We start from the raw sequence: 16,531 nt of genomic DNA, 5'->3' as shown, positions 1-16,531 counted from the left end.
ATGTCTTCCTTCGACACACTGCTCCCCCGGCCGGTTTCGGTGACGCCCGCTCCCGGTTCGTGCCCTTGGCCGTCCCCTGTGGACGTTCGCGGCACCGACCTGCCGGCGGAGGGCTACCGGCTGGAGATCTCGCCGTCCGGCGTCGTGCTGTCGTGCGCCGACGCGGCCGGGGAGTTCTACGGACGCCAAACCCTGCGCCAGCTCGCCGGGCCGGACGCGTTCCGCGCCGCTTCGCTGGAAACCGGGCTTTCCCTGCCGTGCGGGGTGGTGGAAGACCACCCGCGGTTCGGCTGGCGCGGCTGCCTGCTCGACGTCGCCCGGCACTTCCGGACCAAGGCCGAGGTGCTCCGGTTCGTCGACCTGCTGGCCGCGCACAAGCTGAACGTGCTGAACCTGCACCTCACCGACGACCAGGGCTGGCGCTTCGAGGTGCCGGAGTACCCGGAGCTGACGTCGGTGGGCGGCTGGCGGCCGTCGTCGATGCAGGGCAGCGGAGGCCCGCAGGACGGGCGTCCGCACGGCGGCTTCTACACCGGCGACGACCTGCGGGAGATCGTCGCCTACGCGGCCGCGCGAGCCATCACGGTGGTGCCCGAGATCGACATCCCGGGCCACGCGCGGGCGGCGCTGGCCGCGTATCCGGCGCTGGGCACCGAGTCGTCGTACGAGATCTGGACCTCCTGGGGCATCAGCACTTCGCTGCTGTCGCCATCGGAGTCCACTTTGGACTTCTTCCGGACAGTGTTCGACTACCTGCTGGAGGTCTTCCCGTCCCCGGTGATCGCGCTGGGCGGCGACGAGACGCCGGGCGCGACCGACGAGCACCGCGAGTTCGTCCGCCTGCTGGCCGAGCACCTGACGGCTCGCGGCCGGACGCCGATGGGCTGGGACGAGGTCCTCGACATCGACGGCCTCCCCCCGATGGTGATCGGCTCGTGGCAGCACGAGGCCGCGGGCCTGCGCGCGGCCGAAGCCGGCCACGACGTCGTGATGTGCCCGGAGCAGCACGTCTACCTCGACCACCGCCAGGCCGAGCACCCGGACGAGCCGATCCCGGTCGGCGCGGTGCACACGCTGGAGGACGTGTACGCGTACGAGCCGGCCCTCACCGGCCCGCGCCTGCGCGGCGTGCAGGCGCAGGTGTGGAGCGAGCACCTCGACACCGTCCGGCGCGTGGACTACATGGCGTTCCCGCGGCTGTCGGCGTTCGCGGAGGTCGCGTGGAGCTCCGGGGCCCGGGACTACGCCGAATTCCTGCCGCGGCTGCGCGACCACCACCTGCCCCGGCTCGACGCGCTCGGCGTCGAGTACCGGCCGCTCGCCGGACCGCACCCGTGGCAGACCCGGCCCGGGGTGCCGGGCCGGCTCCGCTGATCACGGCAGCAGCGTCACCTCGAACGAGCGCGTCGGGCCGGTGTTGCCCGCCGCGTCGATCGAGCGGTACTCGACGCGGTGGCGGCCGTAGCCCGGCTTGCGTTCGGTGAACGGCGACACCGTGAGGCCGTCCGGGCCGAGGTTGCCGTACGCCAGGCCGTCGATTTCCGTGCCACGCGGGGTGAACAGGTACGGCGCGTCCGGGTCGGTCGGCCAGCCGTAGTACTTGTGCCAGCCGTCGCCGTCGACGCGGAACTCCGGCATCCCGTCGGACGCCGTCAGCCGCATCGTGAACGAGCCGTGGACCGCCTGGCCCGCCGGTGCTTCGGCCGTCGTCGTCGGGCCCGCCGCGTCGACCGTCCAGGTCAGCGTCGTGCCGCCGGTCGTCGCGGTCAGCTGGTGCGTCCCACGGGATTCCTTCAGCGCGTAGTCGGGCCCGGTCGCGACCGGCTTGCCGTCGAGGGCCCAGCGGACCTGGGGAACCGCCCCGGTCGGCTCGCCCGTTTCGACGTAGACGACGTCGTGCCCGCCGACCGGCTGCGCGGTGGCGGTCGACGCGACCACCGCCGGGCCGCCCGCGGGCGGGGTGACCACGCTGGTGTCCACCGTCCAGGTGCGCGTGGCCGAGGGCCGAGCGGCCGGGTCGCGGACGAACGGCGTCGGATCGGTGACCGTCGCCGTCAGCGTGTGCTTGCCCGGCTTCACGTGCGCCTGCCGGAGGTCGACCGCTTCGCGGGCCCGCAGCGCGACGCCGTCGAGGGTCCAGCGGACGTCGAGGCGGTGGTCGACGGGGTGCATCGTCCGCAGCCACACGACCCGGTCGGCGCCGATCGTCCCGGCCGGCGTACCGCCGCTGACGAGCGGGACCTTCGCCGCGATCCGCTGCGTCATCCGCTCGCGGCCGACCTGGTCGAAGTTGTAGCCGAGGGTCTTCATCATTGAGTGCTTGCTCGGGCGCCACACGCCGGTCTGCGTGTACAGGCCGCCTTCGAAGCGGCCGATCGAGCCGCCGGACTCGCTCGGTTCGCCGAGCCAGCGCCACCACTTCGCGTGCTGGTCGCGCAGCTGCTTTTCGGTCAGCAGGGTGTGGTGGACCGAGTCGGGCTCGCCGCCTTCGTACGCGCCGCCCGGGACGTTGCGGGCGTAGTAGTCGTACTCGTCGTCGAGGCCGCCGAGCGAGTGGCCCAGTTCGTGCGGCGAGATGAGCGCGGACAAGGCGTTCCCGCCCGACGCCGTCGCGTACGAACCACCCGCGCCGCCGTAGGTGCTGCTGTTGCCCAGCGCCAGGATCTGCCGGTTCGCCGGGCCGGTGCCGGGCACGAGGTCGGCGTACCGCTGCGCGGCGGCGTCGTCGACGGTGAGCAGGCGCTGCACGCTCTGCGCGTTGCACCCGCCCCAGAAACCCATGTCCAGCGGGGTGTTCTTCTTCGGCGCGTCGAGCGAGGGGTCACAGTCCACACCGGACTCGGGCGAGGCGATGGAGACGGCGAAGACGTTGAAGTAGCTGCGGTAGGACTTGAACGGCTCGAGCGACCAGAGCGTGCTGACGTGCCGCTGGACGTCGGCGAAGAACTTGGGCTGTTCGGCGGCGGTGTAGCCGTCCCCGAGGACGACGAGGTTGAACCGCTGCGAGACCGGCCCGGTCACCTGGACGTCGGTGACGCTGCCGGCGGGTTCGCCGGCCTCTGCCGGAGTGGCGATCCCCAGCACCATGATCGCGGCTGCGACGATCCCGGCCCACTTCCGCATGGCGGCACTCCCCTGGTCGGTGATCTTCCCGGTCTACCGCACGGACCGCGCCGCCGGAACCGCCGGAAGTCGGAGGCTCGCGGTATAGGTCGTTATACGCGACGGGGCTGACGGGTATGGGGTTTCGAGGGGGACGGTGGTCGTCACCGCCGACTAGGTGGTGGTGTTCGCCAACTACGACGTGGCCCGACGAGGTCTCGGCGGAGTTCGTGCGCTACCAGCTCCGGGCGGGTCGGCGCGACAGCTGGGCACCCGTCGCGCCCGCCGCGCTCCCCTCGCGCTCGTCAGGCGGGTCAGGCGTGCGGAGGTCGAACGGCGGTCGGCTCGGGTGATCCGAGACCTGGCCGGCCGGCGGTAGCTCACACCCTCGTCAGGCGGTACCAGACCTCCGGGCGCCCGACCTGGCCGTAGTGGGGCTCGCGGTGGGCCATTCCGTTGTCCGCCAAGTACTCCAGGTACCGCCGGGCCGTCACGCGCGAAGCGCCGATCGCGCTCGCCGCCGCTCCTGCCGAAAGGCCCTCCGCCGCTCCGGAGAGCGCGTCCTGGATCGCCTCCAGGGTCTGGACGCTCATGCCCTTCGGCAGCGGGGGCTGCTCCGTCGTGCGCAACGCGCCCAGCGCGCGGTCGATCTCCGCCTGGCCGGTCACCTCGCCGGACGCATCGCGGAACTCCGCGTAGCGCTCCAGCTTCTCGCGCAGGGTCGCGAACGTGAACGGCTTGAGCAGGTACTGCACCACCCCGACCGACACCGCCGCCTTCACCAAGGCGAGGTCGCGGGCCGACGTCACCGCGATGACGTCGATCGGGAGGCCGGCCGCGCGCAGCGATCGGCACACCGCCAAGCCGTGCGTGTCCGGGAGGTAGAAGTCCAGCAGCACCAGGTCGACCGGCTCGCGCTCGCAGAAGCGCAGGGCGTCGCCGCCGGAATGGACCACGCCGGCCACCGAAAAGCCGGGGAGCCGTTCGACGTACACGCGGTGCGCTTCGGCCGCGACCGGCTCGTCCTCCACCACCAGCACCCGGATCACCGGTCCGCCTCCTGCCGCGGGAGGCGCACGGTGAACACCGCGCCGCCGTCCCGTCCGACCTCGACCGTACCGCCGTAGCGGCGGACCGCCTGCCCGACCAGTGCCAGGCCGAGGCCGTGGCCGTCCTCCGCCTTCGTCGACCAGCCGCGGCGGAACACGTCGGCGTCGTCGGGGACGCCGGGCCCGGTGTCGGCCACGCGCAGCAGCAAGCCGTCCTCCTCGGTGCGCGCCGTGACGACGACCTTCGGGTGCCCGTTGCCGCGCACCGCCGCGTCGAGGCCGTTGTCGATCAGGTTGCCGAGGATGGTCACCAGGTCGCGGGCCGCGACGCCGAGCGAGAGGTCGTCGATCACGGTGTCCGGGGTGACGGTCAGCTCGACCCCGCGCTCGCTCGCCTCGGCCGCCTTTCCCAGCAGCAGCGCGGCAAGCACCGGCTCGGCGACGGCGCCGACGACCCGGTCGGTCAGCTCCTGCGCCAGCGCGAGCTCCGCGGTCGCGAACTCCACCGCCTGCTCGGGTTTGCCGATCTCCACCAGGGAAACGACCGTGTGCAGCCGGTTCGCCGCCTCGTGCGCCTGCGACCGCAACGCCTCCGCGAGGCCGCGCGCGGTGGTCAGTTCCCCGGTCAGCGTCTGCAGTTCCGTGTGGTCGCGCAGCACGACGACGGTGCCCTGCGCGCGGCCGCCCGAGCGGACGGCGGTCGTGCTGACCAGCAGGACGCGGGCGTCGGTCAGGTGCAGTTCTTCCGCGCGGTTTTCCGAAGAGCTGAAGGCTTCGGCGAGTTCGGCGGGCAGGCCCAGCGCGGCCAGCTCGCGCCCGACCGGGTCGCTGTCGAGGCCCAGCAGCGTGCGCGCGCCGTCGTTGCACAGCCCGATCCGCCCGTCGCGGCCCACCAGCAGCACGCCTTCGCGCACCGAGTGCAGCACGGCTTCGTGGTACTCGAACAGGTTGCTCAGCTCGTCCGGCGCGACGCCGCGGGTCTGGCGCCGCAGCCGGGCGCTGATCAGCCAGCCGCCGAGCGCGCCCACCAGCAGCACCGCGCCGGCCACGCCGAACAGCGGCCACAGCCGTTCGCGCAGCTCGGCCGAGATGGCCGCGACGGTGATCCCGGCCGCGACCAGCGCCACCACCCGGTGGCCGGCGTCGAAGACCGGCACGACCGTGCGCACCGACGGGCCGAGCGAGCCGGTGTAGGTCTCGGTGAGCTCTTCGCCCCGCTGCGCCTGGTCGATGGTGCCGATGTAGTGCTGGCCGATCAGCGCCGGATTCGGGTGCGTGTACCGGATCCCGGCCGGGCTCATGATCGTGATGAAGTCGACGTGGGTGTCGCCCTGCACGCGCAGCGCGAACGGCTGCAGCGTCGCGCTCGGGTCCGGCGTGCTGACCGCGGCGACGACGGTCGGCGCGTCGGCCACCGTCGAGGCGATCGCGCGGACCTGGTCGCGCGCGTTTTCGTCGACCGCGCGAGACGCGTCGAGGTAGGCGAACGTGATCCCGGCGCCGGCCAGCACGCACAGCACCACCAGCTGCAGCACGAGCAGCTGACGGGCCAGGCTCCAGCGGGACCGCATCGTCGGGGGCACCTCCTCATACCAGCACACGCGCGCCCCGGTGTCCGAACGGGACGGTGCGCGCGAACTCAATGAACACAAGTGAGCCGGGTCACCGAAGTGCGCCTACAGTGTGCCGCAACCTGGAACACCCCTGAGCTGGAGGCAACGGTGCCGACCCCACCGACCACCGAGGAGACCCCGCGCAAGCGGGACAAGACCCACTACCTGTACCTGGCCGTGATCGTCGCGGTCCTGCTCGGGATCCTGGTGGGCTTCCTCTTCCCGGGCTTCGCCAAGGGCCTCAAGCCCCTCGGCGACGGCTTCGTCAACCTGATCAAGATGATGATCACGCCGATCATCTTCTGCACCATCGTCATCGGCGTCGGCTCGGTCGCGAAGGCGGCCAAGGTCGGCAAGGTCGGGGTGATGGCGTTGTTCTACTTCATCATCATGTCGACGTTCGCCCTCGCCATCGGGCTGGTCGTGGGCAACCTGCTGCACCCCGGCACCGGACTGCACCTGAACCCGGCCGACGTGAAGAGCGTCCAGAAGTCCGCCGGTGGCGCCGAAGGCCCGGTCGACTTCCTGCTCGGCATCATCCCGAAGACGCTCGTTTCCGCCTTCACCGAAGGCGAAGTGCTGCAGACGCTGCTCGTCGCGCTGCTCGTCGGGTTCGCGCTGCAGAAGCTGGGCCCGAAGGGCGCTCCGATCCTGCGCGGTGTCGAGCACCTGCAGAAGCTGGTCTTCCGGATCCTGGCGATGATCATGTGGGCCGCCCCGATCGGCGCGTTCGGCGCCATCGCGGCGGTGGTCGGCGCGACCGGCTGGGCCGCGTTGAAGAGCCTCGCGGTGATCATGATCGGGTTCTACGCGACCTGCCTGGTGTTCGTGTTCGTGGTCCTCGGGCTGGTGCTGTGGCTGGGCGCCCGCGTCAGCATCCTGAAGCTGCTGCGCTACCTCGGCCGCGAGTTCCTGCTGATCCTCTCGACGTCTTCGTCGGAGTCGGCGCTGCCGCGGCTGATCGCGAAGATGGAGCACCTCGGCGTCGACAAGTCCGTCGTCGGCATCACCGTGCCCACCGGCTACTCGTTCAACCTCGACGGCACCGCGATCTACCTGACCATGGCGACGCTGTTCATCGCCGCGGCGCAGGACGAGCCGCTGTCGATCGGCGCGCAGATCGGCCTGCTGGTCTTCATGATCATCGCGTCGAAGGGCGCCGCGGGCGTGTCCGGCTCCGGCATCGCGACCCTGGCCAGCGGTCTGCAGTCGCACCGGCCGGAACTGGTCAACGGCGTCGGCTTCATCCTGGGCATCGACCGGTTCATGTCCGAGGCCCGCGCGCTGACGAACTTCGCGGGCAACGCCGTCGCGACCGTCCTCATCGGAAACTGGACGAAGGAGTTCGACCGCGAACAGGCCCGGCGCGTGTTCGCCGGGCAGGCACCCTTCGACGAATCCACGATGGTCGACGAAGAGCGGGAGCCGGAGCCTGCGGAAGCCACGGTGCGGTAGCACCCCCGACGTTCGTGCTCACGCCCCCGCTGAGCACGAGCCACGACGGGCCGCTGCGCGAGTCTCCCCGACCTCGCGCAGCGGCCCGTTTCCACGTTTTCAGGCCGCGTCGTAGGCGACGCGCGCTTCGGCGATGTCGTCGCGGTGCCGCTCCGCCCAGCCGAGCAGGCCGTTGAGCGACTGGTACAGCTCCTTCGCCATCGGCGTGGCTTCGTACTCCACGCGCGGCGGGACCGTCGGGTAGATCGTGCGCTTCAGCAGGCCGTCGCGCTCGAGGTTGCGCAGCGTCAGGGTCAGCATCCGGCGGCTGATCCCGTTGACCGCGCGTTCCAGCTCGGTGAACCGCACCGGTCCGCGGATCGCCTCGAGCAGGATGCCGATCGCCCACTTCCCGCTGATCCGGTTGATGACCTCCAGCACGGTGCAGACATCGAGTTTTTCCGGGTCGATCTCCGTGACCTCGACAGGTACACCGATGTTCCCCTGGGACATGGAAGTGCCTCCTTACGCGGTCACCCATGGTCACACATGATGGGCACTGTTACAAGAAGTGCCCTGGCGACGACCAGGGGGAACGCTCAACTGGAGGGGCCCGACATGGCCGAGAACCACCCCACCCGCTCGCGCGGCCTCGCCTTGGCGGTGCTGTGCGCCGCCTCGCTGATGGTCGTGCTCGACAGCAGCATCGTCGCGGTGGCGCTGCCCGCCATCCAGGCCGACCTGGGGTTCACGCCCGCCGGGCTGGCCTGGGTGGTCACCGCCTACCTGGTCGCCTTCGGCGGTCTGCTCCTGATCTCCGGGCGGCTCGGCGACCTGCTCGGCCGCCGCCGCGTCTTCCTCGGCGGGCTGGCGCTGTTCACCGCCGCGTCCCTGGTGGCCGGGCTCTCGGCGGACGCGGGCGTGCTCGTCGTCTCGCGGTTCGTCCAGGGCATCGGCGGGGCGCTCGCGTCGGCCGTGGTGCTCGGGATGATCGTGACGATGTACCCGGAGCCGCGGGCCCGGGCGAAGGCGATCGGCGTCTACAGCTTCACGCAGGCGGCGGGCGCGTCGATCGGGCTGATCGCGGGCGGCGCGCTGACGCAGGCGCTGAACTGGCACTGGACGTTCTACGTCAACCTGCCGATCGGCGTCGCCGCGCTGCTGCTGGCCGTCCGCGTGGTTGCCCCGGATCGCGGCACCGGCCTCCGGGCGGGCTTGGACCTGCTCGGCGCGGTCCTGGTCACCGGCGCCGTGATGCTCGGCGTGTACGCGGTTTCGTCGGCGGCGTGGGGCGCGCTGGCCGCGGCGGCCGGCCTGCTGGCCGCGTTCGTGGTGCGGCAGGCGAAGGCGCGCACGCCGCTGCTGCCGCTGCGGCTGTTCCGGATCCGCGCGGTGACCGGCGCGAACCTGGTGATGGTGCTGATGGTCGCCGGCATGCTCGGCTTCCAGTTCGTGACGGCGCTGTACCTGCAACAGGTGCTGGGCCTCGACGCGCTGCGCACCGGCGTCGCGTTCCTGCCGGTGCCGCTGGTGATCGCGGTGGCGTCGCTGGGCTTCGCGGACAAGCTGTCGGCGCGGTTCGGGCCGCGGACGGTGCTGCTGTCCGGCCTGGGCCTGGTGATCGCGGGCCTGCTGCTGCTGACGCAGGTCGGCGGGAACTACTTCACCGGCGTGCTGCCGCCGCTGCTCGTGATGGGTCTCGGCGCGGGCGCGGCGATCCCGGCGCTGATGGGACTGGCGATGTCGGACGTCCCGGCGCCGGACGCGGGAGTGGCGTCCGGCCTGATCACCACGACCCAGCAGGTGGGCGCGGCGATCGGCACGGCGGTGCTGGCTTCGGTGGCGGCGTCCCGGACGGCTTCCCTCGGCGGCGCCGACCACCGCGAGGCCTTGGCGGCCGGGTTCCGGCTGGCGTACGGGGTGAGCGCGGGCTTCCTGGTGGCCGCGGTGGCACTGGGAGCGCTGGTACTGGCCCGCCGCACGGTTCCCGCTCCGCCGGCTTCCACCGCGGAGCCCGCGGTCTGCACCGCCGGTCACGCCTGACCCGCCTCAGGCCAAGTAGGACGAAAGGCCGCGGTGGCCCCGCCGCATCATCAGCGCGTGGTTCGCGCGGAACAGCGGCCGGGCCACCACGTCGAGGCGCCGCAGCAACTCCTTGCGGGCCTGGACGTCCTGGGTGATCTCCAGCAGTGTGCCCGCGCCCGCCGCGCGGACCGCACCGGCCAGTACCCCGTCGAGGTCGCCGCTGAGCCTGACCCGCATCAGGCCCGTGCGCTCGTCCTGGTGGTCGCGGTGCATCCGGACGACGAGCCGGAACGGCAGCCGGGACCGGCAGACCAGTTCGGCGGTGTCGTCGTCCACGCGGCGCACCGCGCGGACGTCCGACCACCACCGCGGGTAGCCGGCGAGGTCGGTGACCACGCCGAACACCCGCTCGGGCTCGCTTCCCGGCAGCAGCCACGTGCTGCGGAACCGGTAGCTCGCGCCCGCCGAAGCCGTCACACCTGGGCCGAGACCAGCTTCCGGCCGTCCACCGTGACGATGTCGACCGACTTGACGTCGTCGGGCGCGACCAGCGCGGACCCGTCGAGCGAGAAGCCCTGGCTCTCCCACTTCTCCGACACCTGCCAGCTGCCGGCGGTCACCGACTGGCCGCCCTTCGTGGTGACCTGCAGCAGGCACTTCTCCCCGGCCTGGACGCCCTTCACGGCGACGTTCACCCGGACCCAGCCCTGGAACGGGCTCACCGAAGCGGCCAGCTGCACGCCGGTCGTCGGATCCCGGCCTTCGACGCTCTTCGTGCCGGGGACGTCCGTCTGCGGCATGGGGATCGCGAGGTCGGGCGTGGAACTCGTCTGCCGTCCGACCAGGACGCCGCCGCCGAGCGCGGCCACCACCAGCACCGCCGCCGCCACCAGGGCCAGGCCCCGCCGGGACGACGAGCGGCCCGAGCGCGCCGGCGCCGCCTCTTCCTCGTCGCGCACCCGGCGCAGGGTCTTCTGCAGCAGCAGGTCCCCGCCTTCGGGCGGCCCGTCGAGGAACGCCTCGGGCGGTACCTCGTCGAGTGACTCGCGCAGAGCCACGAGCTCGTTCAGGTCGAACCGGCACTGTGCGCAGGTCTGCAGGTGCCGCCGCTCGAAGTCGGCCGCCTCCCCGGGATCGAGCGCGCCGAGGGCGTACGCGCCGAGCTGCGTGTGACTCTCGTCGACCGAGTTCATCGCGCCACCTCCGTTCCGCTCGAAATCATCGCTGCTCTCAGTGCTCTCAGTGCGTAGTAGGACCTTGACTTCACGGTACCCGGTGCGACGCCCAGTGTTCTCGCCGCTTCGGCCACCGTCCGTCCCCGGTAGTAGATCTCCACCAGGACCTCTCGGTGCTCGTTGGACAGCCCGTCCATCGCGCCGAGCACGGTCATCGAGTCGACCACGCCCTGGGCGTGATCGCGCTCGACAGCCGGGGTCGGCACGCCTTCGGCCGGTTCGGCCACCTCTTGGGGCCGGGCCGCCCGGGCCCGTGCCCGGTCGGTGACCAGGTTGCGCGCGACGGTCAGCAACCAGCCGCGCACCGAGCCCTTCCCGTCGTTCTGCAAGTCGTCCGCGTGTTTCCACGCTCGGACCAGCGTCTCCTGGACCACGTCCTCGGCCGCCGCACGATCCCCGGTCAGCCTCGTCGCGTAGGCCAGCAGGCTTCGCCCGTGTTCGGTGTACAGCTGCCGAATCAGGTCTTCGCCTTTGGCCTTCTTAGGCCGCCTGCCTCCTATGGCCACCCTCGTCCTCCCGACGGTGTTCTGAGTCGTCGAGGACAGTAGTGCAACCCTCAGCTCCACCGGCGGTGCGTGCGTCGAGCGCAGCGCGACCATGGTGTTCATCGGCTGCCCGTCCTTCCTCGTTCTGCCCGGAAAACCCGTCGGTGGTCAGTACCCGGACCCGCCGGCCTTGCCGCCCGCGGTGATCTTGCTGCCGTCCGGGGCGACCGCGAACCACGTGCCGTTGGCACCCTGGCCGTTCAGGTCGCCCGCGGTCTTGTCGCCGGAGAACTCGTACAGCGGCCAGCCGTTGAGCGTGATCTGCTTGCTGCCGTCCTTGCGGGTCGTCGTGCCGACCTGGGTGTCCTGGATGCCCTTGAGCATCGGCGTGGCCACCCCGGCGAGCAGCGGCGGCCAGGAGGTCGCGCACTCCCCGTCGCAGTTGGACGTCGGCGGCTGCGAGAGGTCCTTGTCGAACCGGTAGAGCGTCTTGCCGTCGGCGTCGGTCACGACCGCGCCGACACCGTTGATCGTGGCGACCGCCAGCATCTTGTGCCCCGGCTCCCCGTGTTGCGGCCCTTGGGCACCGTCGGCCATTTCACCGCAGGCGGACAACGTGGCGACGGCGACGAGCGCGACCGCGCTGACGACGACCGGCCGGATACGGTTCATGACGTTCTCTCCTCGGTGAGGGCGGCACCGCCGTCCGGCGGACCTCGACACCTGGGAACACGGACGGTCGCGAAGAACGGTTCAGCCGGGTTTCGCCCCTTTCGGCGCCGCGGCGCGGGCGGATTGGTGCGTCCCGGTGATCGGCACGATCTTGTCGGCGTGCGGGCGCGGTTCCTAAGCTGAGCGGGTCCGCCGCCGCCCCCGCCGTCCCGGGAGCCGCCGTGCGCGTGAAACCCCTCCTGCTGGTCGCCTTGCTGCTGGCGGGCTGCTCGCCGGCTCCCGCTTTCACGGCATCGCTGACTTCGCCCACCGACGTGGTGCTCAGCTGGCCGGACGACGGCGCCGGGCACCGCGTCGAGTACGCGAACGACCCGGCGGGCCCGTGGACGACGCTGCGGTTCCTGCCCGCGCACACGACGAGCTACCACCACCCGGACCTGATCCCGGAGACGCCGTTCTACTACCGGGTGCAGCCGTTCACCGGCCCGGTCTCGACGGACCTGAAGGCGGTGACGTCGGGCGACACGGTGACGTTCACCTGGGCCGACCGCACGCCGGACGAAGCCGGCTTCCTGCTGGAGGTGCGGCGGCCGGGCGCGCCGGACTTCGACCCGGTCGAGGTGACCGGCCCGGACGAGACGACGTGCGCGCTTTCGCTGCTGCCCGGCGAGGAGCGGTCGGCCTACCGGCTCCGGACGCTGCACTACGGCCCGCTCTCCCCGGTGGTCCACCGGACCACCGGGAAGGAGCGGTGAGCCGCTACTCCGCCGTGAGGACGGTCCGCAGGAACTCGCCCGTGTAGCTGGCCTCGACCCCGGCGACGTGCTCCGGCGTGCCCTCGGCGATCACCGTGCCACCGCCCGAGCCGCCCTCGGGACCCATGTCGATGATCCAGTCGGACGTCTTGATCACGTCGAGGTTGTGCTCGATCACGATGACCGAGTTGCCCTTGTCCACCAGCCCGTTGATCACGCCGATCAGCTTGTTGATGTCCTCGAAGTGCAGGCCGGTGGTCGGCTCGTCGAGGATGTACACCGTCTTGCCGGTCGAGCGCTTCTGCAGTTCGCTGGCCAGCTTGACGCGCTGCGCCTCACCGCCCGACAGCGTCGGCGCGGGCTGGCCGAGCCGGACGTAGCCGAGTCCGACGTCCACCAGGGTCTGCAGGTGGCGGTGGATGGCCTTGATCGGCTCGAAGAACTCCGCGGCCTCCTCGATGGGCATGTCGAGCACGTCGGAGACGGTCTTGCCCTTGTAGTGCACCTCGAGGGTTTCCCGGTTGTACCGCGCGCCCTTGCAGACCTCGCAGGGGACGTAGACGTCCGGGAGGAAGTTCATCTCGATCTTGATCGTGCCGTCGCCCGCGCACGCCTCGCAGCGCCCGCCCTTGACGTTGAAGGAGAACCGGCCCTGCTGGTAGCCGCGGACCTTCGCCTCGGTGGTCGCGGCGAAGAGCTTGCGGACGTGGTCCCAGACGCCGGTGTAGGTGGCCGGGTTGGACCGCGGGGTCCGCCCGATCGGCGACTGGTCGACGCGCACCAGCTTGTCGACGTGGCCGAGGCCGTTCACGCGGGTGTGCCGGCCCGGCACCTGGCGGGCGCCGTTGAGCTTGTTCGCCAGCACCGTCGCGAGGATGTCGTTGACCAGCGTCGACTTGCCCGAGCCGGACACGCCGGTGACCGAGACCAGGCAGCCGAGCGGGAACGAGACGTCCAGCCCGCGCAGGTTGTGCTCGCGCGCGCCGACGACGGTCAGCTGCCGCTTCTTGTCGATCGGGCGCCGGATCGCCGGGATGTCGATCTTCCGGCGGCCGGACAGGTACTGCCCGGTCAGCGATTCCTTGCTCTTCAGCAGCTTCTTGTACGGTCCACTGTGGACGATGTGGCCGCCGTGCTCGCCCGCGCCCGGGCCGATGTCGACCACCCAGTCGCTCGAGCGGATCGTGTCTTCGTCGTGCTCCACGACGATCAGCGTGTTGCCCAGGTTCCGCAGCCGGGTCAGCGTCTCGATCAGGCGGTGGTTGTCGCGCTGGTGCAGGCCGATCGACGGCTCGTCCAGCACGTAGAGCACGCCGACGAGGCCCGAACCGATCTGCGTCGCGAGCCGGATCCGCTGCGCTTCTCCACCCGAAAGGGTGGCCGACGCGCGGTCGAGCGAGAGGTACGTCAGGCCGACGTCGAGCAGGAAGCGCAGCCGCGCCTGGATCTCCTTGAGCACCGCGCCGGCGATCATCGACTCGCGCTGCCCGAGCTCCAGCTCGTCGAGGAACTGCGACGCCTCGGCGATGGACAGCGCGCAGACCTCGGCGATCGACATGTCGCCGCGGGTCTTGTGCGCCAGCGTCACCGCGAGGATCTCCGGCTTGAGCCGGGTGCCCTGGCACGCGGGGCACGGCACCTCGCGCATGTAGCCCTCGTACCGCTCGCGCATGTACTCGGACTCGGTCTGCTCCTGGCGCCGCTCGAGGAACGGGATGACGCCCTCGAAGGCCGCGTAGTACGAGCGCTGGCGGCCGTAGCGGTTCTTGTAGCGGACGTGGACCTGCTCGTCGACGCCGTGCAGCACCGCCTTCTGGGCCCGCGCGGGCAGCCGTCGCCACGGCATGTCCATCCGGAAACCGATGGTCTCCGACAGCGACTCGAGCAGGCGGATGAAGTAGTCCGCGCTCTGCCCGCCCGACCACGGCGCGATCGCGCCCTCGGCCAGCGACAGCTCGTCGTCCGGGACCACCAGCTCCGGGTCGACCTCCTTGCGGATGCCGATGCCGGTGCACTCGGGGCAGGCGCCGTAGGGCGAGTTGAAGGAGAACGAGCGGGGCTCGAGGTCTTCGATGGCCAGCGGGTGGCCGTTGGGGCAGGCGAGGTTCTCGGAGAAGCCGCGGATGCGGTGCGGGTCGTTCTCCGGCAGGTCGACGAACTCGAGCTCGATCAGCCCGTCGGCCAGGCGCAGCGCCGTCTCGACCGAGTCGGTGAGCCGCTGGCGCGAAGACGACTTCACGCTCAGGCGGTCGATGACCACGCCGATCTGGTGCTTTTCCTGCTTCTTCAGCTTCGGCGGGTCGGTGAGGGCGTGGACCGTGCCGTCGACGACCACGCGCGCGTAGCCCTGCTGCTGCAGGTTCTCGAACAGGTCGACGTACTCGCCCTTGCGCCCGCGCACCACCGGCGCGAGCACCTGGAAGCGGACGCCTTCGTCCATCTCCAGCACCTGGTCGACGATCTGCTGCGGGGTCTGCTTGCTGATCGCCTCGCCGCACTTCGGGCAGTGCGCCTTGCCGGCGCGGGCGTAGAGCAGGCGCAGGTAGTCGTAGACCTCGGTGATCGTGCCGACGGTCGAACGCGGGTTGCGCGACGTGGACTTCTGGTCGATCGACACCGCGGGCGAGAGGCCCTCGATGAAGTCGACGTCCGGCTTGTCCATCTGCCCGAGGAACTGCCGGGCGTACGCCGAGAGCGACTCGACGTAGCGGCGCTGCCCCTCGGCGAAGATGGTGTCGAAGGCGAGGCTCGACTTCCCCGACCCGGACAGGCCGGTGAACACGATCAGGCTGTCGCGGGGCAGGTCGAGATCCACGCCGCGGAGGTTGTGCTCGCGGGCACCGCGAACAACGAGGCGATCAGCCACGCCAGGGTCCTCTCAAGTCATTCTCAGTTGCGGTCGCCGACCCGGTGTCAGGCTGCACGGGTGGCCGCGATCCATGCTACGAGCCACCACCGACAGAAACTGGCTCCGCGTCTTCCACCTGCGGTTTTGCGGGCTTCCGGCGGGCGGTGAGCCACCGGTGGGCCGGGCGTTCGACCCCTGCGGTGACCGCCCAGCCGGCCAGCACGGCGGCGCCGACAACCGCGGGGAGCCGCAGCCAGCCGGGGAGCCCGAGGTCGAGCAGGGCGCGGGCCAGGATGTAGCCCAGTTCCTGGTGCACCAGGTAAAGACCATACGAGATGCCCGCGAGCCAGGTGACGGCCGGGGCGATCCGGGCCAGCCCGGGGAACCGCCAGTCCGGGCCGCGGGCGGCCACGCAGACCAGCAGCAGGAGCACGGCGAACCCGATCGTGGACGGCCAGCGCAGGGCGTCCTGCGGCAGCGCGACGTGGAACGGGAAGACCTGCAGGTCCTGCGCGGCGACGGCGGCGAAGACGAACAGCGCGGCGTGCCAGTTCTTCAGCCGGCGCCGCGACCACAGCCAGATCGCGACGCCGATGGCGAAGACGTGCAGCCGGTGCAGGCCGAGGCCGTAGAAGAAGGTCTCGACGACCGGGCTCGCCGTCCCCGGCGGGAAGACCGCGAAGCGCAGCGCGAGCGGCACCAGGATCAGCGTCCAGAGCAGGGCGACGGTCAGCCGGTGGGTGCGCCACGACCGCGGCCACAGCAGGGCCGCGCCGGTGAAGGCCATGAGCTGGACCGGCAGCGTCCAGTAGGAGCCGTCGAGGTAGTAGAACGCACCCGAGCGGATGCCCCACTCCTGCACCATGCCGAGGTTGGTGACCAGGTCCAGCCCGGTGGGGATGTACCAGGGCGACGGGTTCGACGGCGGGCCCTGCGGCACGCCGAACAGGAAGCCGGTGACGCCGGGCGGGTAGGGCAGGCCGCTGAAGGAGATGGCCGCCCACCGCGTCACGACGTAGGTCACGAGGACGGCGACCAGGTACGCGGGTACGAGGCGCGCGACGCGATTCCACAGCCACCGGCGCGGATTGCCCTTGCGGAGGCTGGCGCAAACGAAGAAGGCGGAGATCACCAGGAGGATCGCGGCGCCGAACTGCGCTGTCACCCGGAAGGGGTACCCCGTGAGTTCGGGGTGCAGCAGGGCGCCCTGGTGGGTGACGTGCCCGAGGATGACCGCGAGAACGGCGACGACGCGGAGGAGGTCCCAGCTGATCCGGCGCGGCGTCGGGGAGGTGGGCACGGTCGTCCTGAGG

14 protein-coding genes are annotated in these 16,531 nt (G+C 71.3%); 4 read left to right on the top strand and 10 right to left on the bottom strand.

From position 1 onward, the window contains the following. Entirely contained in the window at positions 1-1,374 is a 1,374-nt protein-coding gene (locus tag MUY14_RS05545) for a beta-N-acetylhexosaminidase (protein WP_247021471.1), read from the top strand. Here the strand turns inward: MUY14_RS05545 and MUY14_RS05540 are convergent, their stop codons facing one another. From MUY14_RS05540 to MUY14_RS05530, 3 genes are all read right to left on the bottom strand, one after another. After that, positions 1,375-3,123, bottom strand: a complete 1,749-nt coding sequence (locus MUY14_RS05540) for a M64 family metallopeptidase (RefSeq protein ID WP_247021469.1) — start codon at positions 3,121-3,123, stop codon at positions 1,375-1,377. Between the two features lie 359 nt (positions 3,124-3,482). Further along, positions 3,483-4,151 (bottom strand): response regulator, encoded by a 669-nt coding sequence (locus MUY14_RS05535; RefSeq protein WP_247021467.1) that lies wholly within the window; start codon positions 4,149-4,151, stop codon positions 3,483-3,485. Further along, complete coding sequence (locus MUY14_RS05530; protein ID WP_247021464.1) at positions 4,148-5,722, bottom strand: sensor histidine kinase; 1,575 nt, start codon at positions 5,720-5,722, stop codon at positions 4,148-4,150. The genes MUY14_RS05535 and MUY14_RS05530 overlap by 4 nt, the downstream gene beginning before the upstream one ends. A gap of 150 nt (positions 5,723-5,872) precedes the next feature. Here MUY14_RS05530 and MUY14_RS05525 point away from each other — a divergent pair, with 150 nt between their 5' ends. After that, on the top strand, positions 5,873-7,219 hold the full coding sequence (locus MUY14_RS05525) for a cation:dicarboxylate symporter family transporter (protein WP_247021462.1): 1,347 nt from the start codon (positions 5,873-5,875) through the stop codon (positions 7,217-7,219). A 99-nt stretch (positions 7,220-7,318) separates the two neighbouring features. On the opposite strand, the gene MUY14_RS05520 is transcribed toward MUY14_RS05525, so the two are convergent. Next, on the bottom strand, positions 7,319-7,711 hold the full coding sequence (locus MUY14_RS05520) for a helix-turn-helix domain-containing protein (RefSeq protein WP_247021460.1): 393 nt from the start codon (positions 7,709-7,711) through the stop codon (positions 7,319-7,321). Between the two features lie 105 nt (positions 7,712-7,816). On the opposite strand from MUY14_RS05520, the gene MUY14_RS05515 reads away from it, so the two are divergent. Beyond that, on the top strand, positions 7,817-9,241 hold the full coding sequence (locus tag MUY14_RS05515; RefSeq protein ID WP_247021458.1) for an MFS transporter: 1,425 nt from the start codon (positions 7,817-7,819) through the stop codon (positions 9,239-9,241). Between the two features lie 6 nt (positions 9,242-9,247). Here MUY14_RS05515 and MUY14_RS05510 read toward each other — a convergent pair whose 3' ends face one another. The 4 genes from MUY14_RS05510 to MUY14_RS05495 all read right to left on the bottom strand — a co-directional run bounded on the left by MUY14_RS05510 (position 9,248) and on the right by MUY14_RS05495 (position 11,615). After that, the gene (locus tag MUY14_RS05510) at positions 9,248-9,700 is read right to left on the bottom strand and encodes an SRPBCC family protein (RefSeq protein ID WP_247021456.1); all 453 of its coding nucleotides are present in this window, start codon (positions 9,698-9,700) and stop codon (positions 9,248-9,250) included. Beyond that, complete coding sequence (locus MUY14_RS05505) at positions 9,697-10,416, bottom strand: anti-sigma factor (RefSeq protein ID WP_247021454.1); 720 nt, start codon at positions 10,414-10,416, stop codon at positions 9,697-9,699. The genes MUY14_RS05510 and MUY14_RS05505 overlap by 4 nt, the downstream gene beginning before the upstream one ends. Further along, positions 10,413-10,964, bottom strand: a complete 552-nt coding sequence (locus MUY14_RS05500) for a sigma-70 family RNA polymerase sigma factor (RefSeq protein ID WP_247025062.1) — start codon at positions 10,962-10,964, stop codon at positions 10,413-10,415. The genes MUY14_RS05505 and MUY14_RS05500 overlap by 4 nt, the downstream gene beginning before the upstream one ends. A 147-nt stretch (positions 10,965-11,111) precedes the next feature. After that, positions 11,112-11,615, bottom strand: a complete 504-nt coding sequence (locus MUY14_RS05495) for a hypothetical protein (protein ID WP_247021452.1) — start codon at positions 11,613-11,615, stop codon at positions 11,112-11,114. Between the two features lie 221 nt (positions 11,616-11,836). Here MUY14_RS05495 and MUY14_RS05490 point away from each other — a divergent pair, with 221 nt between their 5' ends. Further along, positions 11,837-12,370, top strand: coding sequence for a fibronectin type III domain-containing protein (locus MUY14_RS05490; RefSeq protein WP_247021450.1), 534 nt, complete (start codon positions 11,837-11,839; stop codon positions 12,368-12,370). A gap of 4 nt (positions 12,371-12,374) precedes the next feature. Here the strand turns inward: MUY14_RS05490 and uvrA are convergent, their stop codons facing one another. Together uvrA and MUY14_RS05480 are read right to left on the bottom strand one after the other, a co-directional pair. Then, a complete protein-coding gene (gene uvrA, locus MUY14_RS05485; protein ID WP_247021448.1) occupies positions 12,375-15,236 on the bottom strand; it encodes an excinuclease ABC subunit UvrA in 2,862 nt (953 codons plus the stop codon). 76 nt (positions 15,237-15,312) lie between these two features. After that, positions 15,313-16,518, bottom strand: coding sequence for an acyltransferase (locus tag MUY14_RS05480; RefSeq protein ID WP_247021446.1), 1,206 nt, complete (start codon positions 16,516-16,518; stop codon positions 15,313-15,315). Positions 16,519-16,531 lie beyond the last annotated feature (13 nt).

The sequence above is a fragment of the Amycolatopsis sp. FBCC-B4732 genome (assembly GCF_023008405.1).
In the GTDB taxonomy this organism is placed as follows: Bacteria; Actinomycetota; Actinomycetes; order Mycobacteriales; family Pseudonocardiaceae; genus Amycolatopsis; species Amycolatopsis pretoriensis_A.
Note: the sequence above shows the minus strand (reverse complement) of the source record. Positions and strands in the feature narration are given on the sequence as shown.